This window comes from Blastochloris sulfoviridis (assembly GCF_008630065.1).
Classification (GTDB): domain Bacteria; phylum Pseudomonadota; class Alphaproteobacteria; order Rhizobiales; family Xanthobacteraceae; genus Blastochloris; species Blastochloris sulfoviridis.
In genome coordinates, this window is the sequence record NZ_VWPL01000033.1 from 13298 (window position 1) to 38212 (window position 24915).

The 24915-nt window shown below is 65.2% G+C and carries 16 protein-coding genes, 1 tRNA gene and 1 pseudogene; 11 read left to right on the top strand and 7 right to left on the bottom strand.

The features are described from left to right. Positions 1 to 314 precede the first annotated feature (314 nt). Genes F1193_RS14305 through F1193_RS14315 form a run of 3 tightly spaced genes read left to right on the top strand, consistent with a single transcriptional unit; the run spans position 315 to position 5731 of the window. Positions 315 to 2525: a peptidase domain-containing ABC transporter gene (locus F1193_RS14305; protein WP_246164419.1), complete on the top strand. Its 2211-nt coding sequence runs from the start codon at positions 315 to 317 to the stop codon at positions 2523 to 2525. 10 nt (positions 2526 to 2535) lie between these two features. Beyond that, positions 2536 to 3888: an HlyD family type I secretion periplasmic adaptor subunit gene (locus F1193_RS14310; protein WP_246164421.1), complete on the top strand. Its 1353-nt coding sequence runs from the start codon at positions 2536 to 2538 to the stop codon at positions 3886 to 3888. Beyond that, the gene (locus F1193_RS14315) at positions 3878 to 5731 is read left to right on the top strand and encodes a tetratricopeptide repeat protein (protein WP_150098476.1); all 1854 of its coding nucleotides are present in this window, start codon (positions 3878 to 3880) and stop codon (positions 5729 to 5731) included. Before F1193_RS14310 ends, F1193_RS14315 begins: the two co-directional genes overlap by 11 nt. 268 nt (positions 5732 to 5999) lie before the next feature. On the opposite strand, the gene F1193_RS14320 is transcribed toward F1193_RS14315, so the two are convergent. Then, positions 6000 to 6866, bottom strand: coding sequence for a hypothetical protein (locus tag F1193_RS14320; protein WP_150098477.1), 867 nt, complete (start codon positions 6864 to 6866; stop codon positions 6000 to 6002). 65 nt (positions 6867 to 6931) lie between these two features. Here F1193_RS14320 and F1193_RS14325 point away from each other — a divergent pair, with 65 nt between their 5' ends. After that, the gene (locus F1193_RS14325) at positions 6932 to 8971 is read left to right on the top strand and encodes a glycosyltransferase (RefSeq protein WP_246164423.1); all 2040 of its coding nucleotides are present in this window, start codon (positions 6932 to 6934) and stop codon (positions 8969 to 8971) included. 120 nt (positions 8972 to 9091) lie between these two features. On the opposite strand, the gene F1193_RS14330 is transcribed toward F1193_RS14325, so the two are convergent. After that, the gene (locus F1193_RS14330) at positions 9092 to 11284 is read right to left on the bottom strand and encodes an amylo-alpha-1,6-glucosidase (RefSeq protein ID WP_150098478.1); all 2193 of its coding nucleotides are present in this window, start codon (positions 11282 to 11284) and stop codon (positions 9092 to 9094) included. Next, positions 11274 to 12392 carry a glycosyltransferase family 4 protein gene (locus F1193_RS14335; RefSeq protein WP_150098479.1) on the bottom strand — a complete coding sequence of 373 codons (1119 nt, stop codon included), beginning with the start codon at positions 12390 to 12392 and terminating at the stop codon, positions 11274 to 11276. The genes F1193_RS14330 and F1193_RS14335 overlap by 11 nt, the downstream gene beginning before the upstream one ends. Positions 12393 to 13107: 715 nt before the next feature. On the opposite strand from F1193_RS14335, the gene F1193_RS14345 reads away from it, so the two are divergent. From F1193_RS14345 to F1193_RS17160, 3 genes are all read left to right on the top strand, one after another. Next, complete coding sequence (locus F1193_RS14345; RefSeq protein ID WP_150098481.1) at positions 13108 to 14019, top strand: hypothetical protein; 912 nt, start codon at positions 13108 to 13110, stop codon at positions 14017 to 14019. Positions 14020 to 14388: 369 nt separating this feature from the next. After that, positions 14389 to 15078 carry a hypothetical protein gene (locus tag F1193_RS14350; protein ID WP_150098482.1) on the top strand — a complete coding sequence of 230 codons (690 nt, stop codon included), beginning with the start codon at positions 14389 to 14391 and terminating at the stop codon, positions 15076 to 15078. After that, positions 15075 to 15212 (top strand): hypothetical protein, encoded by a 138-nt coding sequence (locus F1193_RS17160; RefSeq protein WP_170263672.1) that lies wholly within the window; start codon positions 15075 to 15077, stop codon positions 15210 to 15212. Before F1193_RS14350 ends, F1193_RS17160 begins: the two co-directional genes overlap by 4 nt. Positions 15213 to 15508: 296 nt before the next feature. Here F1193_RS17160 and F1193_RS17815 read toward each other — a convergent pair. The 4 genes and pseudogenes from F1193_RS17815 to F1193_RS14370 form a co-directional block, all read right to left on the bottom strand. After that, positions 15509 to 15658 (bottom strand): annotated as a pseudogene (locus F1193_RS17815) (DUF2442 domain-containing protein); the annotation flags it as partial. 576 nt (positions 15659 to 16234) lie between these two features. Next, complete coding sequence (locus F1193_RS14360; RefSeq protein WP_246164424.1) at positions 16235 to 16630, bottom strand: TIR domain-containing protein; 396 nt, start codon at positions 16628 to 16630, stop codon at positions 16235 to 16237. Between the two features lie 12 nt (positions 16631 to 16642). Beyond that, on the bottom strand, positions 16643 to 17518 hold the full coding sequence (locus tag F1193_RS14365; RefSeq protein ID WP_150098484.1) for a DUF4231 domain-containing protein: 876 nt from the start codon (positions 17516 to 17518) through the stop codon (positions 16643 to 16645). A gap of 183 nt (positions 17519 to 17701) precedes the next feature. After that, complete coding sequence (locus tag F1193_RS14370) at positions 17702 to 21538, bottom strand: vitamin B12-dependent ribonucleotide reductase (RefSeq protein WP_150098485.1); 3837 nt, start codon at positions 21536 to 21538, stop codon at positions 17702 to 17704. A gap of 625 nt (positions 21539 to 22163) precedes the next feature. Between F1193_RS14370 and F1193_RS14375 the strand changes: the two genes are divergently transcribed. The 4 genes from F1193_RS14375 to F1193_RS14390 all read left to right on the top strand — a co-directional run bounded on the left by F1193_RS14375 (position 22164) and on the right by F1193_RS14390 (position 24697). Then, the gene (locus F1193_RS14375) at positions 22164 to 22580 is read left to right on the top strand and encodes an NADH:ubiquinone oxidoreductase subunit NDUFA12 (RefSeq protein ID WP_150098486.1); all 417 of its coding nucleotides are present in this window, start codon (positions 22164 to 22166) and stop codon (positions 22578 to 22580) included. Positions 22581 to 22765: 185 nt separating this feature from the next. Next, entirely contained in the window at positions 22766 to 23572 is an 807-nt protein-coding gene (locus tag F1193_RS14380) for a DUF2155 domain-containing protein (RefSeq protein ID WP_150098487.1), read from the top strand. Positions 23573 to 23787: 215 nt separating this feature from the next. Further along, positions 23788 to 24165 (top strand): hypothetical protein, encoded by a 378-nt coding sequence (locus F1193_RS14385; RefSeq protein WP_150098488.1) that lies wholly within the window; start codon positions 23788 to 23790, stop codon positions 24163 to 24165. Between the two features lie 456 nt (positions 24166 to 24621). After that, a tRNA-Glu gene (locus tag F1193_RS14390) sits at positions 24622 to 24697 on the top strand. The last annotated feature ends 218 nt before the right edge of the window (positions 24698 to 24915 follow it).

Genomic DNA, 24915 nt, shown 5'->3' on the forward strand with positions numbered 1-24915 from the left:
CGCTCGTCGGCGTTATGCGGCAACTCTATATTCGACTTCGTCAGCTTCAGGAGTTTCGAGAGAACCAACTTCGACTTTACGTATCTATCTTGGATAGAGCGAACGAGTGCAGGGCTCTCAATATGACGCATGATGTTACTTTTCCCGCCCGAGGGCCTGCCGGCAGCGGACTTGCCAGCAACGGACCTGCCGGCAACGGCTTGGCGCTGCGACCGAACGAGCTTCCGCCGTCGCGCAATTCCGCTCTGCTCTACGACCTCGGCCATGCTCCGGCTGAACCGGAGCAGCGTCTCGCCGCTGCCGACGACCCAGGCGTGAACGCTGCTGAACAAGGCGCCGGCCCGCTTCAGGCGCGCCTGGCGGCGGCGATGACCGTCGCCCGCTATCACGGGGTCGACCTCGATCTCAGCGGGTTCAAGCTCGATGTCACCGAGTCGGCGCCCGCTCCGCCGGTACTGGTGGACTGGTTTCGGCGGTCCGGGCTGTGGGCGCGCTGCGTCCGCCTGAGCTTCCGCCAGATGATGAAGATCGAATCCCAGGCGCCGGTCCTGCTGCTGCTCACGGACGGCGGCGCCGCCCTGGTGGTTGGCCGCAGCCGTGAGCACGGCATGCTGCTGCTGCGCGATCCCTACGCGCCTGCCGGCGCGGCACCGGTGCCGGTGGCGGAACTCAGTCTCAAGCAGGTTTGGGATGGCACGACGCTGCTCGTGCGCGCCTCGCGAGAAGACAGCGAGGACGAAAAGCCGTTCGATCTCGCCACGCTCACCCGCCTCGTCTGGGGCGAGAAATCGATCATGCGCGACGTGGCGATCGGCTCGGCCACCATCACCATTCTCGGCGTGCTCCCCGTGCTGATGATCATGACCACGCTGAATACCGTGGTGACGTATCGCAGCATGAATACGCTCACGCTGATCGTCGTGATCATTTTGATCGCGCTCGTTTTCGAGATGCTCATCACCTGGTCGCGGCGGATGATGCTGGTCATCCTCGCCAATCGCCTCGACACCAGGCTGAACCTGGCGATCTTCGATCGGCTGATGACGCTGCCGCTCGATTTCTTCGAGCGCAACCAGGCGGGCGAGCTGTCCTACAAGGTGGGCCAGATCTACAAGGTCCGCGAGTTTCTCACCGGCCGGCTGATGACGACGTTCATCGACGTCGCCATGGTGGCGCTGCTGCTGCCGGTGCTGTTCTACATGGAGGCGGTGCTCGCCTGGACCGTGCTGGCGGCCGCCGGCTGCATCGTGCTGGTCATCGCGGCGTTCCTCAAGCCGCTCGCAAACATGACGGCCAAGCTCGTCCAGGCCGAATCCGACAAGGGTTCGATCCTGGTCGAAAGCATCTACGGCATCCGCACGGTGAAGTCGCTGTGCCTCGAATCCACCCGCGCCGCGGAATGGGATCAGCGTGTCGCCAAGCTCGGCGAGCTCAATCTCAAGATGGGCAAGCTCAGCAACTGGCCGATGGTGCTGGTGATGCCGTTCGAGAGATACACCGTGGCCGGCGTGCTGGCGCTCGGCGCCTATATCGCGCTGACCTCGGACAACCCGCTGTCGCTGGGCGGCCTGATCGGCTTCATGATGCTGGGCGGCCGGGTGGCGGGTCCGCTGGTCAATCTCGCCAAGCTGCTGCAGGACGTCCAGGAGGCGCGCGAAGCGCTCTCGCAGGTGGGGTGGGTTCTCAACCGCGAGACCGAGCGGCGCGCGCTGACCCACGGGCTGCGGCCGAGACTCGAAGGCGCGATCAGCTTCGAGGACGTGACCTTCAAATATGAAGGCGCCAAGACCCCGGCGCTGGACAGGATCAGCTTCGCCATCGAGTCGGGCACCATGCTCGGGCTGGTCGGCCGCTCGGGGTCGGGCAAGTCCACCATCACGCGGCTGCTGATGGGCATCAACCGCGACTATTCCGGCGCGGTGAAGATCGACGGCACCGATCTTCGCGAAATCAATCTGCGCCATCTGCGCCAGAGCTTCGGCGTGGTGCTGCAGGAGAACTTCCTGTTCCGCGGCACGGTGAAGGACAACATCCTCGCCGGCCGTCCCGGCCTCAGCTTCGAGGATGCGGTGCGCGCCGCCCGGCTCGCCGGCGCCGAGGAGTTCATCGAGCGCCTGCCGAAGGGCTACGAGACCTGGATCCAGGAAGGCTCGCCGAACCTGTCCGGCGGACAGCGCCAGCGGCTCGCCATCGCGCGCGCGCTGATCGTCGATCCCCGGCTGATGATCCTCGACGAGGCGACCTCCTCGCTCGATCCGGAGAGCGAGGCGGTGATCAACGCCAATCTTCAGCGCATGGCGCTCGGGCGCACGATGGTGATCGTCTCGCACCGCCTGTCGTCGCTGGTCGATTGCGACCTGACGCTCGTGCTCGACCGCGGCAAGGTCGTCGATCTCGGGCCGCATCGCGACCTTGTCGAGCGCTGCGCCGTCTATCGCCGTCTTTGGCTGCAACAGACCTCCCAACCCGATGTCCAGGGAAGAACCCATGCCGCGCCGGCTCCGAAGCTCGCCCACAGGGGCTGACCCCGCCTTGGTGGAGGGGGGGCCTCTGCCGCTCGCCGTGCTCGAATTCGAGAGCCCGTCGGCGGCGATCATCGCCAAGCGGGTGCCGCCGCTGTCGCGCGCGATCAACTATCTGGTCTTCCTGCTTGTCGTCTCGCTGCTCGCCGCAAGCGGGCTGATCCAGGTCGACAAGATCGTGTCGTCCAGCGGCAAGCTGGTGGCCGATGCCCCCAACATCCTGCTTCAGCCGTTCGACCGGGCGATCGTCGAGAGCATCGAGGTGAAGAAGGGCGACATCGTCAGCAAGGGCCAGGTGGTCGCCCGCCTCAACCCGACCTTCAGCGCCGCCGACCACATCGCGATGAAGGACCAGGTCGATCTGCTCAGCGCCAAGGCGCTGCGCCTGCACGCGGAGACCGAGGGCACCATCTACGTGCCCGATCTGTCCAATCCGCATGCCGAACTGCAAGCGTCGATCTTCCGGCAGCGCTCGGGCGAGTATCAGCAAACGCTGCTGAACTTCGATCAGAAGATCAATCAGTTGAGAAGCCAGATCGCCGGCGACAATGCGCAGGCCGCCTATTATCGCGAGCGCCTCGGCCTGGCGGCGAAGATCGAGGGCATGCGCCAGAAGCTCCAGGATCTCCAGATCGGCAGCGTACTCAACACGCTGCTGGCCGCCGATGCCCGGCTGAACATGGCCGGTTCGCTCTCGCAGGTGGAATCGGACGCCGTCCAGGCGGGCCGCAAGCTGGCGTCGCAGCAAGCCGAGCGCGAGACGTTCATCCAGCGCTGGAGCAGCGAGACCTCGCAGGAGCTCGCCGATGTGCGCCGCAAGCTGGTGCAGGCCCAGCAGGACTTTGCCAAGACCGCTCTTTACAACGAGCTCGTGGTGCTGACGGCGCCGCGCGACGCGGTCGTGCTGTCGGTGGCCAAGATTTCCATCGGCTCGGTCGTCACCAGCGCTGAGCCGCTGATCCAGCTCGTGCCGCTGGACGCGCCCCTGTCGGTCGAGGCCAACATCTCCGGCGTCGACAGCGGCTATGTCCGGCCGGGCGACGAGGTGACGATCAAGTTCGATACGCTGCCCTACCTGCAATATGGCAGCGCTCGCGGCGTGGTGCGCGCGATCAGCGCCGACAGTTTCAGCCCCGAGACCGCGCCTCAGGACGGCGGCTCGACGCTGCCGAACCGGCCGCAGACGCTGTTCTACAGAAGCGACATCACGATCGACGAATTGAAGCTGCACCACACGCCGCCGGGATTCCGCCTGATGCCAGGCATGCCGGTCGTCGCCGACGTCAAGGTCGGCACGCGCTCCGTGCTCGCCTATTTCGTCGGCAAGATCCTTCCCGTCGCCTACGACAGCATGCATGAACCTTGAGCCGCCAGCGATGATCAGCTTCAACCTCCTCAAGCCGTTCGGGCGATTTTCGTCGGGTTCTCCGAACCGGGTGCGGGCACGGGCCGAGCGCTTGTCGGAAACCGCGCCGGAGCGTGCGCTCGCTCTGTTCGCGGCGGCGGCCGAGGCCGGCGACATGGAGGCCGCCTTCATCGTCGGCGAGCGCTTTCTCGAAGGCAAGGGCGCGCCGCGCCAGCCGTTCGAGGCGGCGCGCTGGTTCTACCGCGCGGCCGAGGCCGGGCATGTGCGTGCCCAGTGCCGCCTCGCCCAGCTTCACCTCTTCGGCCTGCCGAAGGCCGCCGTCGGGCCGAACGCAAAGCTGTTCCACGCAGTCGAACTGACAGGCGCCGATCATGCCGCGGCCCTGCCGTGGGCGCAGCGTGCGGCGGAAGCGGGTGCGGCGGATGCTCAGGCGTTGCTCGCCTATATTCTCACGTCGGGGCCGGAAGACGTGCGCGATCCCGATGCGGCGATCGAGTGGTACCGCAAATCCGCCATGCAGGATTGCCCGCAAGGACGGTTCGGCTACGCCGTCGCCTTGCTGATGAACGCGGACACCGCCGAACAGACGTCCGCCGCGCTCTATCACATCGTGCGCGCCGCGGATGCCGGCTTTCCCGCTGCGCATTACCTGCTTGGCGTGAGCGCCGAGCGCGGAGTTGGCGCGGTGCTGGACGAGACGGAGGCGCGGCGCCACTACACCGTCGCGGCCGAGGCCGGGCTTTCACACGCGCAGACGCGCCTCGGCCTGATGCTGATCGACGGCCGCGGCGGACCGGCCGACCTGTTGAATGGCGAAAGCTGGCTGCGCCGTGCCGCCATCGGCGGCGATTCGGAGGCGGCGGCGCGGCTCGGCGACATCTATGCCCGCGGCGGTGCCCTGCCGCCGAACTATGCCGAGGCGGCGCATTGGTTCCGCACGGCGGCCGAGCGTGGACACAAGGCCGCCGCGCGCGCGCTCGGCATGCTCCACCTCACCGGCGCCGGCGTCGCCCGCGATCCGGACGAGGCCGCGACCTGGTTCCAGCAGGCGGCCGAGGCCGGCGATTGCGATGCGCAGGCCAATCTCGCGGCACTCCTGCAGGGAGGGGCGGTTTCCGCCTTCGCGCAGGACCCGCCGCCCGTCCATGACTGGTTCGAGCGCGCCGCCGAGCAGGGCGACCTTGTCGGCGCATTCAACTTCGCGGTCTGCCTCGCGGAGGGTGTGGGCGTGCCGCGCGATGACGTGCGCGCCGCCTTCTGGCTCAAGCGCGCCGCCGAAGGCGTGGTGAACGCGCAATACTGGTACGGCCGCATGCTCGCCGAAGGCCGCGGCGTTGCCAGGGACGACGGCGAGGCCGCCGCGTGGTTCGCCCGCGCCGCCGAGGCAGGCATGCCGGACGCGCAGGTTGCCATCGCCGAGTGTCATATCGCCGGCCGCGGCGTGCCGCGCGATCATCGCCTGGCACAATCCTGGCTCGCGCGCGCGGCGTCTGCCGAGCACGCAGGCGCAATGGTCGCGCTCGGAATGATGCTCGGCGGCGGACACGATATCGAACCCGATCAACGGGACGCGCGACGCTGGTTCGCACGGGCCGCCGAGCACGGTCATCCGCTCGGCGCCCTCATGCTTGCGCGCCACGCCTGGCGCGGCATCGGCGGGCCGCAGGATATCGAAGCCGCCCGCCACTGGTATGAGCACGCCGTGTCGCTCGGCGCGCCCGAGGCGTCGGCAGAGCTTGCGCTGTTCGAGAAGGTGTTGGCGGACGCGGGAACGAAGGCCGACATCGACATAACGCTTCACCCGGCGAGCTCGGATGCGCCCTCTGCGCGGGTCGGGATGTGAGGACGGCGACGAGCCGCACGCGCAGCGGCATTGCAGGGATTGGACGATGCGTATGACAGGGGCTCAAGCATTGAGTTGTCGCAGTCTCTTTCGCAAAACCTGTTCCCACTTTTGCGGAGACTGCTCCGCGCTATTGAGTTGTCGCAGTCTCTTCCGCAAAATCGGTTCCCACTTTTGCGGAGACTGCTTCGCGCTATTGAGTTGTCGCAGTCTCTTCCGCAAAACCGGTTCCCACTTTTGCGGAGACTGCTTTGGGTCCGCTGACGCCTCACGGGCCGGCGAGAAGGCTCCGTATTCGCACCGGCAATTGGCCGGGCGCGTTCAGCTCCGCGCAGCTCTTCTTCCAGTTGGAGAGGTAGCTGCGCAGGGAAAGGCCGCTTCGCCCCGGCCAGCGGTTCAGCGCGCCCATGTCCGCGACCGTGGCCGCATCGTCCTCGAACAGGCTGAGCATCGCCGGCACCGCGCCGCGCGCGACATCGATGCCGCCGCGCTTGGCGAACACCGCCTTCTGCGACTTGAACCAAGCCCCGAAGCCATCTTCGATGCCCTGGTCCTGCCCGAACTTGCGGTGACCGGCCAAAATGGTCTCGCGGTAGGTGCGGATGGAGCCGGCATAGGCGGCGTCGTTGGGGAATGGCGGCGCACGCTCCCACTCGTCCGCCAGGCGCGCCAGCCCGCGCAGCGAGAACGCCTCGACCAGCGCTTCCTCGATCCAGCGGCACGGATTGAGCGGGATGGAGTCCGCCTGCCAGCTGTTGCAGAGCACATGCCCCAGCTCGTGCCCGAACTGGTAGGCGAGATTGCACCAGTCCCGGGTGCCGACGATGACGATGATCCAGGCCGTTGTCGGCAGGTCGGTCTGGAGCCAGATCGCCGGGTTGGTGTCCGCCTTGTCGTCGACGCGAAGCTTCTCGGGCTGACGGTCGGACAGAAGCGGAACGCCCGCCAGGCAGGCCGCGCGCATCCGCTCGATCACGGCGGCGGCATCTCTCGGTGCCGACCCGCCCCAGTTGCCTCCAAGTTCGAGAGGGGCGGTGAGCAACGTCATCTTCGGAGAGATGGCGCGTGCCGCAGCCGTTTTCAACGCCAGCAGCGCGCCGGCCCCGAGCAGCGACATGAAGCTGCGCCGTTTCATGACCGGCTGTCGAGGGTCATGGTCCCCATCCTGTCCGCGTCCGCTTGTCGCCGACGCATCAACACATGGACATTCTGAAACACATGGATACGCCGATGAACGCGTCCGGACAGATTATTTGCCTGAACATGATCGTCAAGAACGAGGCGTCGGTCATTCGCCGGTGTCTCGACAGCGTGCGGCCGATCATCAACCGATGGGTCATCGTCGACACCGGCTCCACCGACGGCACGCAGGATATCATACGCGAGCATCTGCGCGACCTGCCGGGCGAACTGCATGAGCGGCCCTGGCGGAACTTCGCCCACAACCGCACCGAAGCCCTGGAGCTGGCCCGCGGACAGTGTGATTACGCGCTGATCATCGACGCCGACGATACGCTGGAGATCGAGCCGGGCACCGTGCTGCCGTTCCTGACCGCCGACTCCTACATGATGGAGATCCGCATCAGCACCGTCGCCTATCGCCGGCCGCAATTGGTGCGCGCCGCGTGTGGGTGGCGCTATGAAGGCGTGCTGCACGAATTCCTCACCTGCGAGGTGGCCGGCCCGCCAGGACTGCTCACGGGGATGCTCATGCGGAGCAATCCAGACGGCGCGCGCCGGCAGGATCCGCGGACGTATCAGCGCGACGCTGCCGTGCTCGAGGAGGCGCTGCGGACCGAGACCGACCCGTTCCTGATCACGCGCTACCGCTTCTATCTGGCGCAGAGCTATCGCGACTGCCGCGCGCTGGACAAGGCGCTAGAGAATTATCTGATCCGGGCCGGGCTTGGATACTGGCAGGAGGAGGTGTTCATCAGCCTCTACTGTGCCGCTCAGCTGAAGGAGCAGCTCGGTCATTCCGATCAGGACGTCATCGACGCCTATCGCCGCGCGGCGAACGCGCAGCCGACGCGGGCCGAGGCCCTTTACAAGGCCAGCCGGTTCTGCCGCTTCAGGGGTCTCTTCGAGGATGGCTACGACCTCGCCAAGCGTGGACTGGCGATCGAGATGCCGGCCGACGGGCTGTTTGTCGAACCCTGGGTCTACGACATCGGCCTGCTGGATGAGCTTGCGCTCAACGCCTATTGGTCCGGGCGCTATCGGGATTCCCTCGATGCGAGCCTGAAGCTGCTCGCGACCGGCAAGCTCGCGGCCACTGATATGCCGCGCGTGGTCGAAAACGCGCGGTTCGCGAGCGCGAAGTTGCCGCGCGATGCAAGCCTGGGATCGCTGGGCACCGAGAGCTTGGCCGAGCAGCATGCCTTGCGCCCGCCGCGGCCGCTCCGCTCGCGACTGAACGGCACGCCCCGCGTGCTGGTGTCGATCATCGCCGGACAGGACGAGGACTCCCTGCCGCTCTATCTCCAGTGCATCGAGGCGCTCGATTATCCGAAGTCCTCGATCGTGCTGAGCGTCCTCACCTTCGGCAGCACGGACGCAATCGAGCGGCGGCTGCACGATTGGGCGGGCCGCATCAAGGACCAGTACGCCGGCGTGGAGTTCGACGCCGGGGATGCGGGCGGGCGTGTCAAACCGTTCATCCTGCATGAACGGACGTCGTCGACGCCCCGCAGTCCCGGCCACTGGCGCAAGGCCAGTTTCAGCCGTGCCCAGGCGCACGGGTGCGATTTCTGTTTTGTCGCCGACGCCGACACCTTGATGCGTCCTTGCACGCTGCGCGAACTGGTGGCGCTCAACCTACCAATCGTCGCGCCATTCCTGCGCGCCGTGAGCCCGGACGATCCCTATTCGAACTACCATGCCGAGATCGACGCAAATGGCTATTTCGAAAATTGCGACCAGTATTCATGGGTCCTCAACCGCCGGGTCCGCGGGGTGCTGGAGATGCCGGTTGTCAATGGCAGCTACCTTGTCCGCGCCGACGTGATGGAGGATCTCGCCTTCGAGGACGGAACCGCCCGGCTCGAATACGTGGTCCTTGCCGAAAGCGCCCGCAAGCGTAGCATTCCTCAGTATCTGGACAACCGGCAGGTCTATGGCTACGTCCTTTCCGGAAAGCGTTCGGCGGCTCCAAGCATCGAGAAACTGAAAGACCTGTTTGAGTCTGAAATGCCGAACGAGTCTGGAAATGAATATCTCAACATACGGATCGCAGGTTAGGAGCCACCCAGAAAAAATATTTGTGTCATGGGCTTGCAGCGGTGACGAAGCATGGTCCGGATCATGAAGAGTTCCGGACCAGCCTGCCCGAGGCAGCCAGCGGGAGATCTGCGGCCGACGCTATCGCGTCATCTTGACGGTGATCTGCGCGTCGCCGAGGGCGCGCTCGAAATCCACCGAGACGCCGTCGCCGAGCTGGCGCACCAGCACGTCGGCGGTGGCGGTGCCGACACGGAGATTGCGCAGCCGAACCCAATCGAGCTGCGGCGGCAGCACCGGATTGACGAAGCGGATCTCGCTGGTTGCCGGCTTCAGCTCCAGGCCGAGGCAGGACTGGACCAGCGAGAACGGCGTGGCGGACGCCCAGGCCTGCGGCGCGCAGGCCACCGGATAAAGCGTGGGGCCGCGCCCGGCGCGGCGGCGAAAGCCGCAATAGAGCTCCGGCAGACGGCGCAGCTCCATATAGGCGGCGGCGTCGAGGATGCCGCCGAACACCCGCTGCACCGCCTCGCCGGCGCCATAATGCGCCATGCCCGCCGCGATCATGGCGTTGTCGTGCGGCCAGACCGACCCATTGTGGTAGGACATCGGATTGTAGCGCCGCTCGTCCTTGGCGACTGTGCGGATGCCCCAGCCCGAGAAGAAATCCGGCTTCATCAGATCGCGCGCGACGCGCGCGGCACGGTCCGGCGGCGCGAGCCTCGCCCACAGCACATGGCCGGCATTGGAGGTGCGCACCTCGCAGCGCCGCTTCATGCCGTCGAGCGCCAGGGCGTAGGTGCCGAGGCCCTCGCACCAGAAGGCCTCGTCGAACCGGGTGGCGAGGCGCACGGCCTCCTCGTCGAGCTGGTCGCCGGCGTCACCGTGGCCGAGGCGGCGGGCGAGCCGCGCCATCAGGGTCTTGGCGAAGAAGACGTAGGCCTGAACCTCGACCAGCGCGATCGGCCCATCGGCCAGCCGCCCGTCGGCGTGGAAGACGGCGTCGTGGCTGTCCTTCCAGCCCTGATTGGTCAGGCCGTTCTCAGTGGCCCGGGCATATTCGACGAAGCCGTCGCCGTCGCGATCGCCGTAATTGTCGATCCAGTGCAGCGCGGCGAGCGCCGCCGGCCACAGCGCCCGCAGCGTCGCCAGATCGTCGGTGCGCTCGACATAGAGGCCGAGCAGGACGAGGAACAGCGGGGTGGAATCATTGCTGCCATAGTAGCGCGAGAACGGAACCTCGCCGAGCGCCGCCATTTCGCCGCCGCGCATCTCGTGCAGGATCTTGCCGGGTTCGGCGTCGCACGCCGGGTCGGCTTCGGTGGCCTGCAGCGCCGCGAGACGGGCCAGCACGCCGCGCGCAATGGCGGGCGCGGCCCAGAGCATTTCGATGGCGGTGATGATGCCGTCGCGGCCGAACGTGGTCGAGTACCAGGGGATGCCGGCATAGGGATAGGGCCCCTCCGGCGTCTCGGTGGTCAGCATGGCAAGGTCGGCCATCGAGCGGCGCAGCACCTCGTTCAGCACCTGGTGGCTGGTCTCGACGCTGGCCATGTCCCGCGTCAGCGCGCGCCGCGAGCGATGCGCCGCCAGCATCGCCGCGCCGAAGGCGATGGGCCTGCCCGCCTGCGGATCGCAGGCGACCTGCAGGAACAGCGACCGGCTCTGGTTCGGCGCCAGGGTCACGCGCCAGGAGGCAGCGGTGGCGCCGAGCGTCTCCGGCGCCGGGTTGAAGCAGATGGTGGTCGTGCGCGTGCGCCCGTCCAGCCCGGCGCAGGAGATGCTGACATCCTGCGCCGAGGTGACGTTCGTCTGGATGCGGCCATGGCGCTCGCGCCGCGCCCCGCGGACCTCGAACAGATCGGCGAAATCGGCGGCGAAGATGAAGGCGAGGCCGAGCCGCACCGGCCGTTCGCCGTGATTGCGCAAGCCCAGCCGCACATGCGCGACGCCCTCCCACAGCACCACCGAGCGCACCATGTGGATGGTGTCCTTGGGCAGCACCACGTGGCCGTCGAAATAGACATCCGGATTGGTCAGGTCGGCCGCCAATGCCAGATTGTCGTCGCGCACGGTGGAATCGAGCAGCAGCGGCAGGGTGCCGTTGATCATCAGCTCAAGCCGCGACAAATAGCGGGTGTCGCAGAAGAACAAGCCGTCGTGGCCGCCCTGCGACGCGCCGATGTCGCCGTAGGAATCCAGCACGGCGAAGCAGTCGCCATGCTTCAAGGTTCGCCGCGGGCGGGCCGAGGGGCCGGTGGCGGGAATGTAGAACGGGGACTCGCCGACGGTGTCGATCAGCAGTTCGGTGACGGCCGTTGTCTTAGCCGGCATGAACCTCACTCTGCAGAACGTGAACTGGGGCGGCCTGGCGCGGCGCAATCAGCCGCGGCCGCACCGCCGGCCTGCGAATGGTCCACGCCAGACCGCGATAGACATCGACATAATCGCGCGCCATCCGCTCGGCGGTGAACCGTGCCTCGAACTCGGCGCGGATACGCCGACGGTCGAGCGACAGCACCTCGGGGATCGCGCACAGCGCCTCGTCGAAATCGTCGACGATGCGTCCGGTCACGTGATCCTCGATCACCTCCGACACCGAGCCGGCACGGAAGGCGAGCACCGGCGTCGCGCACGCCATGGCCTCGATCATCACCAGGCCGAACGGCTCGGGCCAGGCGATCGGGAACAGCAGCGCCTGCGCCTCGCCCAGCAGCTTCGCCTTGTCGCGGTCGTCGATCTCGCCGATGAACTCGACATCGTTGCCGCAGGCGATCTCGGGATGCACCACCTCCCGGAAATATCGTTCGTCGACCTTGTCGACCTTGGCCGCCATGCGCAGCTGCAGGCCGAGCGCGCGTGCCAGCCTGATTGCGATGAGCGGGCCCTTCTCCGGCGACATCCGCCCGAGAAAGGCGAGATAGCCGCCGCGCGGATCGTAGGTCGGCGCCAGCAGATCCTTCGGCAGGCCATGCGGGATGGTGGCGGCGAAATTCGCGTCCGCCACCGCGGTGCGCTGGTGGTTCGAGATCGAGACCAGCGGCATGCCGGGGAAGCCGCGATAGAGGGCGCCGATATCGGGCAGATCCTGGCGTCCGTGCAGCGTCGTCACCGTGCGGTGGCGCCGGTTGTTGAACAGCGGAAAGTGGAAGGCATCGATGTGGAAATGCAGGACGTCGAACTCGTCGGCGCGGCTGTTCAGCCAGTCGAGCATCAGCAAGTAATACGGCACCGGATCGGCCACGGCCGGATCGAGCCGCAGCGCCTTGCGCACCACCGGCACGAGATCGGCGCGGGTGACGGAATCGCCGCTGGCGAACAGCGTCACGTCATGACCAAGGTCGACGAGCGCCTCGGTGAGGAAGTGCACCACGCGCTCGGTCCCGCCATAGTATTTCGGCGGCACGCTCTCCATCAAAGGCGCGACCTGGGCAATCCTCATGTCATCCTCGGGGGGTTATACAGGCGCAGCCTAAGGCGCCCGAAATATGGACAGCAGTCCTGATCATGAAACGTTCTCGCCCTCGACCTGTTCCATCTGCGCCCACTCGGGCGGATGGCCTGCGGGCGAGAATTGGCCGCACGACACTGTCGTGACACCTGAGCCAGCGGAACGGTGAGCCGGACGGACGGATCGTCTTCTCGAAGGTCTCGACCGCGCTGTGCGCCGCCATCGCCTCGTGAGGTGGCCCCACTCGTTTGAACGGTGTGAGCTGGTCCGATAGTGGGTTTCCGCCTCGATCCTGCTGCCGTCCGGTCCCCATCGTGTCTCCTGGTCCGGCGCGGTCTTGGGTTCCCTTCCCGACCGCCTGCGGCGGTCGCCGGGAACGACCGGTCCGGTCCGGCATCATTGCGTCGGCCGGTGCGGGGCCGGCGCGCGCGGTCGTCCCCGGCGCGCAGGGCGAACCACGCCGCGGTCGTCCCCGGCGAGCGCGGCATCAGCCGCGCGAGGGAAGGGGACCCACACCGGCCGTCGTCGTGTCGTCACGGATCTCGTCGCTCTGTAGGGCGCAATCGCGTCAGCGTATTGCGTCGGCCCGGCCGGGTGTCGCGCCGTAAAGGGCGGAATACGCTTCGCTATTCCGCCATACGCTTACTAACTTCTATGCTGGCGCAGTAATTCCTAGAGCGCTTAGACCTTTGAAGCCGGGTGACAAATGCAAGAACTCTACCGTCGCATGGAACTAGCTGCCGTCGAGGTGTTGGCTGCGACCCAATTGACCTGCCTGTTCGGTTTCATGGCCTGGCTCGGCGCCAATTCGCTGGCGTGGGGGCTGGGCCTCGTCGCTCTCGGCTGCGCGGCGGATCTGTTTCGGTGGTTCTACCGCTACGACTGGCAGGCACGGCGCTTCGTGCGCAATGATCTCGACGCCCGGACTTATCTCGCCGAGCTGGAGCGGCTGCTGGCCGACGACGCAGCCGCTAAGCGGATGAACCGGCTGCACACGAAAATCGTCATTGCCGGGTGTGCAGTGTGGCTCGGGCTGCTCCTTCCGATCGTGCTCGTCAATACGATCTGGGGCGATGCTCCGTTCTGCGCCATTGCGCCCGCCCTCAATGCGTTCGACTGGCCCGCCTCGCAACTCGTCGATGTCATCCGGGAAAATGAACGGCGGTTGACCGCCGCTGGATTGCATTGCAGGGCGGTGTACCTTGAAATCTATTATTCGGTCTACTATTATCTCTTTGTCATCGGGGTACTATTCTATATTGTTGTCGTTAGCGATCTTATAGCAGACAATATTCCAGTGCAGGCAGTTCGGAAGGGGCGTCTTCCAGATCTAGATGCTGTCTTAAGAAGCGCTAGACTGTGGCGCGGTTTGGTCATGTCTGCGTTGGTACATGGTTTGGGGGTCCTCACCGTACTTTGGGCGGCGGCGGCGAGCATGAAGCCTCCCGGCGCGGGGCGCTCCTGGAACGTTCATGAGTCGAATTTTCATCTATTCGTATTGCCCTTCGCCACCATCGGAATCTTTGTCGCTCTTTCGATGGTGAACTATGTCTATACGGCGTGCCGCGCTGACTGCGTCCGGCGCGAAACTCAATCACCCAGAATCCAGCAAGTCTAAGGGCGAGCTATGTCGTTAGTCGGTTCTATCGTTGCAGATCACGCTCTGAAAATCTCGACGGCATGGATGGATGGTGCATTTGCACTCGTCGCTCGCCAGTCGAAAAACGTTCCCATGCCGATGGCCGGGACGGTGGAGATCGAGGCCGGGCACGCCGCGTGATCGAAAATCTGTTGTCGCCGGCGCTGCGGTATCGGCACGAAGCCACATTTATGTAGGGCGCAATAGCGTCAGCGTATTGCGCCAGGAACGCCGGAATATCAGACTGGTGGAATACAATTCGCCATCCGCCATACGCTTGCTATTCCACCTTACGATTGCTTAGTCATTCGCCAACGGCGCGACGGTCGCCTCCAGGGAACGCCCTTCATGCCAGGTTTTATCATAGAAGGCGTCACCGGCGTCGGTAAATCGATTGTCTTCAAGCGAATGCAGGCTCTCATCGGCGAGCGCCACCCTGCGAACACCAAGCTCCTGCTCAGCGAGCATTACACCGAACGCGTGCTAGAGCACGCGAAGGAGGCCGGCACCCTGACGGAGGAGCAGGTCGCTAAGCATCTGGTCGATCTGATGGCCGTGCCGGCTATGCTGAAATCCATGCTGGAAGGTTCCAAGTTCCGAGGGCGAGCCGGCAACGCGTCGCCTATCGTGTTGATGGAGCGCTTTCTGCTGAGCCATGTCGCCAACATGCGCATGCTTGGCTTGGGCCAGTGGCAGCGGAACCACGATTTCGTTGCCCGGCTGTACGCGCAGGCCGACGACTGCCAGATCGTCCGCATCGTGCTGCGATGCCGGGATGAGGAACTCCCGGCTCGCGTACTCTCGACCAGACGCCACCGGAACACCCACTGGTCCTCCCATCTCGACAGCTTAGGCGACGATTCCCAGATCGCTGACTTCTATCGATGCTGGCAACGCCATCTCCTGGACTTTGCGGAGACGCACGCCACAACGATCCAGCCGGTCTACGTGGACATCGGTGCCGACATGGATCCTGTGGCTTTCCGACGCGTGGCGGACGAGCTGTATGAGCGCCATCTGTTGCCGAGGCTACGGTGATCCGCGCGATCCTGTTTGATGTCGACGGTACCCTGGTTGATACTTCGACCGCCGAGAACGAAGCGGTGGCGGAATTCCTCATCGGCGAACCGGCGCTGAGCCACTTGGATCCGGCGGCATTCCTGGCCACGTAGCTGTATCAGCCGCCCGGAACCTCGTTTGCAGACTTCGTGTCTGTCTGTGACAGGCTTTGGGTCTCCGGGATCAAGCTTCGTGTCCAGGTAGAGTTTTGACGCGAAAACTCAACTGCACTCCGTCGTCCCACCGCAGGTGTCGCACTTCATGCAGGTGCCCTTGCGCACCAGCGTGAAGTTGCCGCATTCGGGAAGCGTTCACGCCGCTTCCTCAGGCCGCGGGTCATGTCGCCACGACCGACCAGAAGCCCGGCAACCGAGATGTCCTCGTCGAGCGCATCCCAATGCAGCCCGCGGGGGCTGATTTCGACCTCGGCGCGCTGTTCCGGGCTGGCGTGATAGAGGCGCGGGAACCACGCCAGCGGCACACCGAGCGTGCGGCCGTCGGACAGCGTGACCCACATCACGCCGGCGTCGAACCGCACATGTGTTGGCGAGACGGTCATGGGCGTTCCGGTTTGTTCGAACGGGATGCAACTTTGCGGCGTTGGTGCGGTCTGTGCAAGGTACCTTCGCGAGCGCCAGCCTGTCGCCGTCCTATGTCCCGGGTTCCCGTGTGTTGGAGCTGCGCGAGATTGAGCCGGCGGAAGATCATGGGTTCCCTTCCCGACCGCCTGCGGCGGTCGCCGGGAACGACCGGTCCGGTTCCGGCATCATTGCGTCGGCCGGTGCCGGGCGGCTGGCGCGCGCGGTCGTCCCCGGCGAGCAGGGCGAACCACGCCGCAGTCGTCCCCGGCGAGCGCGGCCCGCGCGAGGGAAGGGGACCCACCAGCCGTCGTCGTGTCGACGCGAACCTTGTCGCCCTGTAGGGGTCGTCCTGTAGGGCGCAATAGCGTCAGCGTATTGCGCCGCCCCGGCCGGGTGTCGCGCCGTAAATGGCGGAATACGCTTCGCTATTCCGCCCTACGCTTGCTGTCATGTGGATCGTTAATCAAAGTGTCTATAGTAGTACCAAGTCGTGTCGCGCTTCTTCTCAGGTGAAAATGAACGATAAAATGGAATAAAATCTTTCATGGCGTGTTTCAGGGCTTCAGCGTGTAAGGGATGTGAACAACCGAAGATTTATCTCGAATGATTGCGGGGCACAGATTCGGATCCTGTCCATTCTTTTTATTTAGATTTGCCGCGATTATGGGCAAACCAAGTTCTAAGGCCAATTCTAGTTCCCAGCGGACGTATTTGTATAGGTTCTTTGTCTTTTCACCTATCAGAACTATGACTACGTCAGATTGCTTCATGCGTTCACGTAGTCTTGATTTCACATAATATTCCCCTTGTGCGCGAGCGGTCATATTGTCGAGGTCATGCGCATCTTGATAGTTAAATTCAATAGATCTATTTGCTTTCCAGCCGTTTATGTAGGCGTATGCCCACTTGTCGGTATCGCCATCGAAAACAATGTACGCGGTGTTGGTCATGAAGTGCTCCTCTTAATCTGACTGTCTTGCTATCCATAATGTGTGCTCACGTGAAAACGCCTTTTCAGCATCGTTCACAAACTGCGAAAAATCTTCTTCGCTGCATGTTGCTTCGGTCCGCATCTTGATTAATCCGATCTCATGGGCGGTTACAGTGTACGCGGCGCAAAGCTCATTGAATTTCCTTATCTGCATCCACCCAACTACAGAGGCAGCAACTACAATTAATGGCTCGATTGGCCAATATGGCCAATCCGGTGCTGCGATTCGAGTAATAACAAGTGCTGTTGCTAGTACATAAGCAATAGAACTAGCGGTAACCCAGAAAGATGCGCCCCGTCTATTAATGATAGCCTTTCGAGCGTACCATTCTCTTTGTTCATCAATGCGATTATTGATGTAGTATTTTATTCTATCAGAAAGTGACATTAAGCGGATTTGCTGCATTCTGTCTGTAATTTGATCGTTTCCAGACCAGTCGCTTACTATTTTCTCCGCGGTTGCGCGATTTTCTGCAAAGACAGAGTGCAATTGATTTCGGAATTCGGCCTGTGCCTGATGCCCACTCTCGGCTAGGTCTCCAAACGGCGCTGCGCGCATAACGTACCGCCAAGTAAGGGTCTTGACGCTCTCTGCGAGGGCGCGGCAGCGGTACCAATCCTGTTCGGGCTTGCGTAGAGCTCTCGTGAGCAACACCACCAATCCAGCGATAAATACGAATGCATAACAAACGTAGTACCAAGTGCCTGTTAGGAAACTCATTGAGAAAATAGATGCTAGAAAAAGGGTGGCATACTCGCCTTGAACAAGCCTAAGAAAGTGAGCCTGGTATCTATTCGATGCTTCGTCTGCGCACAAAAATAATGCTGGATAGTCTATCTTTGTCATCTCGCTTTCCTTCATTAATTCTGATTTATTTTGATAAATTGTGTATTTTATCCAAATTTTTGTCCCCGGATGGCTGCAATATCAGGGCTATTATCTTGCGAAAAAATTCCGATTGCTCTTGATATGTTCGGCTATGTCAAGGGCGGCGAGTAATCGCCGCCCTGCAACCTGTTGACCAATCGTTCACGAGCACCCCGTCGTCCCGCCGCACGTGTCGCACTTCATGCAGGTGCCGTTGCGCACCAGGGTGAAGTTGCCGCATTCGGGGCAGGACTCGCCCTCATAGCCGCGCGCCTTGGCCTCGGCCCGCCGGTCGGCCAGCACGGCCTTGCCCTCGGTCGCCCCAGCCTCCTTGACGCCCGCCTCGCGTGCACCCGCCTCCTTGACGCCGGCCTCCTTGACTCCGGTCTTGGCGTCGCGCGGGCGCGGCGTGCCGGGCGGCAGCGCCGTCTCGCCCTCGGTTCGCTCCGACGCCTCGGCCTCGCCGATGCCGAGATCGGCGTCCGACTCGATGTCCTCGTGGGTCTCGAAGCTCGGCTTCAGCGCGGTGGCGCCGGCGGTCTTCAGCACCGCCACCGTGCCGGTGCCGCCGCGCGGGGTCTCGCCCTTCGGCACGACGAGAAGATTCTGCGTGCGGCCGCGCACCAGGCCCTTCGAGACGACGCGCGAGGCCGGCGAGGGCGAGGGCGTCTTGCCCTCGGCGACGCCCGCGCCCAGCGCATCGAACGAGGCGTCGGGCTGCACGTGGCCGAGGTCGTAGCGGCCGAGATACGACACCGCCAATTCGCGGAACACATAGTCGAGGATCGAGGTGGCGTACTTGACGATGTCGTTGCCCTGCACCGGGCCCGCCGGCTCGAAGCGGGTGAAGGTGAAGGCGTCGACATATTCGTCGAGCGGCACGCCGTATTGCAGGCCGAGCGAAATGGCGATGGCGAAGTTGTTGAGGAGCGAGCGCAGCGCCGCGCCCTCCTTGTGCATGTCGATGAAGATTTCGCCGAGCCGCCCGTCCTCGTATTCGCCGGTGCGCAGATAAACCTTGTGGCCGCCGACGATGGCCTTCTGCGTGTAGCCCTTGCGGCGGTCGGGCAGCTTCTCGCGCTCGCGCACCTTCTGGACCTGCACCTGCACCCGCTCGACCACGCGCTCGACGATGCGCTCGGCGACCTGCGCGGCGCGCGCCGCCGAGGGCTTCTCCAGCAGCGCCTCGATGTCGTCGTCGTCCGCGTCGTCGGCGATGAGCTGGGCGGAGAGCGGCTGCGACAGCTTGGAGCCGTCGCGATAGAGCGCGTTGGCCTTCAGCCCCAGTCGCCAGGACAGCATGTAGGCGCTCTTGCAGTCCTCCACCGTGGCGTCGTTCGGCATGTTGATGGTCTTGGAGATCGCGCCCGAGATGAAGGGCTGCGCCGCCGCCATCATGCGGATGTGGCTCTCCACCGTGAGATAGCGCTTGCCGATGCGCCCGCACGGATTGGCGCAGTCGAACACCGGATAGTGCGACTCTTTCAGGTGCGGCGCGCCCTCCACCGTCATCGCGCCGCAGACGTGCAGGTTCGCCGCCTCGATCTCGCGCTTGCCGAAGCCGAGCGCGCTGAGCAGGTCGAAGCCCGGTGCGTTGAGCGCCTCAAGCGGAATGCCCAGCGTCTCATGGCAGAACGCCTCGCCCAGCGTCCATTTGTTGAAGGCGAACTTGATGTCGAACGCGCCCTTCACGGCGGCCTCGACCTTGTCGATCGCTTCCAGCGTGAAGCCGCGCTGGGCGAGCGTTGCCGGGTTGATGCCGGGCGCCTGCTTCAGCGAGCCGTGGCCGACCGCATAAGCCTCGATCTCGGCGATCTCGGCCTCCGAATAGCCGAGCTGGCGCAGCGCCGCCGGCACTGCGCGGTTGATGATCTTGAAATAGCCGCCGCCGGCCAGCTTCTTGAACTTCACCAGCGCGAAATCGGGCTCGATGCCGGTGGTGTCGCAATCCATCACCAGGCCGATGGTGCCGGTCGGCGCCACCACCGACACCTGCGCATTGCGATAGCCGTGCGCCTCGCCCAGCACCACCGCGCGGTCCCAGGCGCGCTTGGCGTGGTCGATCAGCCGCGGGTCGGAGCAGGCGGCGTGGTCGAGCGGCACGGGAATGATCGACAGGCCCTCATAGCCCTCGCGGAAGCCGTGGGCGGCGCGGCGGTGATTGCGCATCACCCGCAGCATGGCCTCGGCGTTCTTGGAATAGCCGGGGAAGGCGCCGAGGAAGGACGCCATCTCCGCCGAGGTGGCGTAGGCGACGCCGGTCATGATGGCGCTGAGCGCGCCGGCGATCGCCCGGCCCTCGTCGGAATCGTAGGGTATCGCCGACGACATCAACAGCCCGCCGATATTGGCGAAGCCGAGGCCCAGCGTGCGGAACTCGTAGGAGCGCTCGGCGATCTCCTTCGACGGGAACTGCGCCATCAGCACCGAGATTTCGAGCACGATGGTCCACAGCTTGATGGCGTGCTCGTAGGACTCGACGTCGAACGCGCCGTTCGCCGGGTCGCGAAAGGCGAGCAGGTTCAGCGAGGCGAGATTGCACGCCGTGTCGTCGAGGAACATGTATTCCGAGCACGGGTTCGAGGCCCGGATCGGCCCGTCGGCGGGGCAGGTGTGCCAGTCATTGATGGTGGTGTGGAACTGCAGGCCGGGGTCGGCGCAGGCCCACGCCGCGTAGCCGATCTTGTCCCACAGATCGCGCGCCTTCAGCGTCCTGGCGATGCCGGGCTGGTTGCGCCAGGTGAGGTTCCACGAGCCGTCGTGCTCGACCGCGTGCAGGAACTCGTCGGTGACGCGCACCGAATTGTTGGAGTTCTGGCCGGCGACGGTGAGGTACGCCTCGCCGTCCCAATCGGTGTCGAAGACGGGGAAGTCGATGTCGGCGAAGCCCTGGCGCGCATACTGGATGATGCGCTTGATCAGATTGTCGGGCACGCCGGCGCGGTGCGCCAGCTTGATCTCGCGCTTCAGCGCCGGGTTCTTGTCGGGCTCGAAGCAGTCGCCATTGTCGCCCTCGCAATTGACGCAGGCCTTGAGGATCGCCTTGAGGTGCTTGTTGCAGGCGCGCGAGCCGGCCACCAGGGCGGCGACCTTCTCCTCCTCCTTCACCTTCCAGTCGATATAGGCCTCGATGTCGGGGTGGTCGATGTCCACCACCACCATCTTGGCGGCGCGGCGCGTGGTGCCGCCGGACTTGATGGCGCCGGCCGCGCGGTCGCCGATCTTGAGGAAGCTCATCAGGCCGGAGGAGCGGCCGCCGCCCGACAGCTTCTCGCCCTCGCCGCGCAGCCGCGAGAAGTTGGAGCCGGTGCCCGAGCCGTACTTGAACAGCCGCGCCTCGCGCACCCACAGATCCATGATGCCGCCGTCATTGACCAGGTCGTCGGCGATCGACTGGATGAAGCAGGCGTGCGGCTGCGGATGCTCGTAGGCGGTCTTGGACTTGGTGAGCTTGCCGGTCTCGAAATCGACGTAGTAGTGGCCCTGGCTCGGCCCGTCGATGCCGTAGGCCCAATGCAGGCCGGTGTTGAACCATTGCGGCGAGTTCGGCGCCACCATCTGCATCGCCAGCATGTAGCGGTGCTCGTCGAAGAAGGCGCGGGCGTCGTCCTCCGAATCGAAATAGCCGCCCTTCCAGCCCCAATAGGTCCAGGTGCCGGCCAGCCGGTCGAACACCTCGGTCGCCCTGGTTTCGCCGACGCTGCGCTGGCCCTCCGGCAGCGCCTTCAGCGCGGCCGTGTCGGCGACCTTGCGCCACAGCCAGGAGGGGACGGTGGGCTCCTCCACCGGCTTCAGCTTGGCCGGCACGCCCGCCTTGCGGAAATACTTCTGGGCGAGAACGTCGGCGGCGACCTGCGACCAGGAGTCGGGCACCTCGATGCCCTCCAGCCGGAACACCACCGAGCCGTCGGGATTGCGGATCTCGCTCACCGTGGTCCGGAACGCGATGTCCGCATAGGGCGACTGGCCCGCTTTGGTGTAACGCCGCTCGATCCGCATCGCTGTCGTCCTCTTCGGCCGGCGCCGCGGCGCCCGCACTGGCAAATCCGAAAGTCCGGTGCCGCGACCTCGCTCGGCGCCGGCCGGCATGGGCGCGCCACGCCTCCGTCCCGTCCGCCCCACTCGACGGCGCCGGTCCGGCCGCGTCTCGACCCGCTACGCATGTGAAATTGTCGGCCGGGCGTCTCTTGCGGGGGCGCCCGGCACGGACCGGGAAGCTAGGTCGACTCAGCGCAACGCGTCAAGGATTAGACGCCAACGGTGAACGAAGCCCTAAATGTAGTATGGCGGTGGGGATTGTGGGGACAAGTCGGCGAGTCGCCGCAAGTGCTTGGAGCGCCGTCACGTTCGTGCGATCGCCGACGGCCGGAACGCCGCCGGCAGCGCTTGTCAAGCGTCTGCGGCGCGACAGTTTGGGGTTGGAAAAGGTATTTTATAACCACAGATTGCCGCAAAGGCACGTGCAGCCGGTGGTGGCGGGTTCCGGCGGCGACCGAATCGGTCGCCTCCGCTGGCGCCCGAATCGGGCAGGCGGGGTTGCGGCCGCCGCCGCCGCCGGTCCACACTGGACAAGCCGCCCCGCCCGCTCCACAACACGACAACGGCCGCGGGCACGAGGAATGCGATGCTGAAACGCTTGTTCCTGGATTGGTTCACTTGGTGGAACGGCACCACCCTCATGACCCGCCTGACGCTGTGGCGGCGCGGCGAGAAGGTGGGCGAGGACGAGTTCGGCAATGTCTACTACCGCATGCCGAACGACCCGAAGCGCAACCCCGCCTTCAAGCGCGAGCGGCGGTGGGTGGTCTATAGCGGTTATGCCGAGGCCTCGACCATTCCGCCCGGCTGGTGGGGCTGGATGCACCACACCACCGACACGCCGCCGGTGGCCGAGACCTACGTGCCGCGCGACTGGCAGAAGCCGCACCGCCCAAACATGACCGGCACGCCGCGCGCCTACCGGCCCAAGGGCTCGATCCAGGCCGAGGGCCAAAGGCCCGCCGCCACTGGCGATTACAAGGCGTGGACGCCGGCCGAGTGAGCCGCCTTTCCGGTGCCTCATTTGCCGTGCTAAGCGTGATGGGCGGCGGTTTCGCGCACTGTCGCCGCCGGCGGTCCGGCTGGGCGTGATGCCGGCTTGCAGGTTCCGCGCATACACGTGACGCAGCCGCCCCCGTCTTGTCGGCCCCGTAGTGCCGCCGCCGTTTGAGTTCATCCGTGAAGGTCATGATCGCTCGCGCCGTCGCGCTGCTTGCCTTGTCCCTGTCGGCCGCTCCGGCGCTGGCGCAGGTGCTGCTGCCGCCGGCCGACGTGCCGGGCGCGCGCCGCAGCCAGCCCGTGCCGCGCATCTATGAGGAGCCGGAGGACGTGCGCCCGCCCGCGCCGCGGCCCCAGCCTCAACCCCAGTATCAATACCAGCCGCCGGTGCGCGGCAGTTTCGATTCGCCGGTCGAGCGCCAGGAGCTGCCGCCGCCGCCCGCAGCACCCGGCATGCCGGGCATCATGGCGCCGCCGCAGCCGGCCCAGAACCTGCCGCCCCAGACGCCGCCGTCCCAGGCCACGCCCGGGCAGGCGGTCCGGCCGGGTGCGCTGCCGCAGCCGGCCGCGCCCGGCATCCAGACCCAGACGCCGCCCTCGCCGGCCGGCGCGGTGCCGCCGGGTTCGGAGGATTTCGTGGTGGTGGCGCCGCCGGCCCAGCGCATCGAGAACCGCACGGCGACCTTCAACGGCCTCGACAAGATCACCGGCCGCATCATCGTGTTCGATGCCGCGATCGGCGAGACGGTGCAGTTCGGCGCGCTGCAGGTCACACCGCGCGCCTGCTACACCCGCCCGCCCAGCGAGACGCCCAATACCACCGGCTTCCTGGAGGTCGACGAGATCACGCTTCAGGGCGACATGCGGCGCATCTTCACCGGATGGATGTTCGCCGCCTCTCCCGGCCTGCACGCGGTCGAGCACGCGATCTATGACGTGTGGCTGGTCGACTGCAAGCAGGCGCCCCCCAATCTGGAAGCGCAGACCCGGCGGTGACGCCGACGTCGGCGCGGCAGGTCTCGGCGCGGCAGGGGGCAGGTCTCGGCGCGGCAGGTCTCGGCGCGCCGCTTCTCAGTTAGATCCCTGATGGCGCCGGGCAGACCCCTGTCCGGAATGGTGGCAGGTGCCCATCGGCATTTGACAAACCTGACGAGATATCGATTCAACACCGCGGGTGCTGCTGCCCTTAGAGAAGAGACAAGGAGACCCGCATGGAAAAGGACGCTGAGCAGGTTCGGCGTGAGGCCGAAGCAGGACAGACCGGGGAGAAGGTCGCAGCTCCCGATCCCGCGGTCGCTCCGCCGGCAACGTCGGAAGCCTCGGCCGTGAGCGCCGGCGAACAAGGTCAGGAGCCGGCCAAGACCGAAATCAAGGCCGAGATCAAGACGGAGCCCAAGCCCCAGAGCGCAATCAAGGCCCCGTCCGAGGCGAAGCCTCAGGCGAAGGCCCCGCCGTCCAAGGAGCAGGTGCTGAACATGACCGCGCGGGAGCGGGCCGCCCAGGGTGGGCCCATCGAGGTGGTGGCCGTGCTGGTTCTCGTGGTCGTCGGCATCATCGGCGTGCTGGTCATCCTGTTCGGTGGCGGCTGAGGCCCGAGGGCGCGTTCCGCAAAGGCGGGGCCGATTTTGCGAAAAATGCTCCACACCAAGAACTTGGGGCATTCTCCGCAAGAGTGGACACCGGTCTTGCCACCAACAAGGCTCGGCACGAAAAATCCCGGAGCGTCTGGCCGGTCGTTCGGATCGGCGGACGCTCTGGCAGGCGAAATTCGCCCTCCGGCACCACGTGTCGGGGTGCGAGGCGTCTAAATAGAAAGTATTCGGGCCAACCCCGCCCGACCCCACCGGCTCCCGGCCGCGAGGCGCTTTCATCGCCGGCGGGTCGGGTTTCCGGTGGTGAACTCATACGGTTTCCGGCATCCCGAAGGGATCAACCGGAAACCGTAGCATCCGCCGCCGGACGCCGGCCGCCCGCGCTGTTTTGCGTGGCTTTCGACAAAGCCGGTCTTGCTGAGACTGTCCGGTTTGCCTATACGAGTCGCCAACGCGCCCATCGTCTAGCGGTCTAGGACGTCGCCCTTTCACGGCGAAAACAGGGGTTCGAGTCCCCTTGGGCGCGCCAATAAAAACAAAGACCTAAGTCGGCGATCTCGCTTCAAGGCCTTCGTTTTGGGAAGGTTTTGGGGAGAATGTGCCGGCGTCCGCCGACATCCACGAACGTTCGCCGAGTCGCGATCGCCCCCTCACCAGGCGCGTGCTTACGCTCCGCATGGCAATCGGTCATTAGGGTCTGACGGCTAGAGTCGACCTGGATCGGACCCGGGCGTCCGCGCAAAGCCG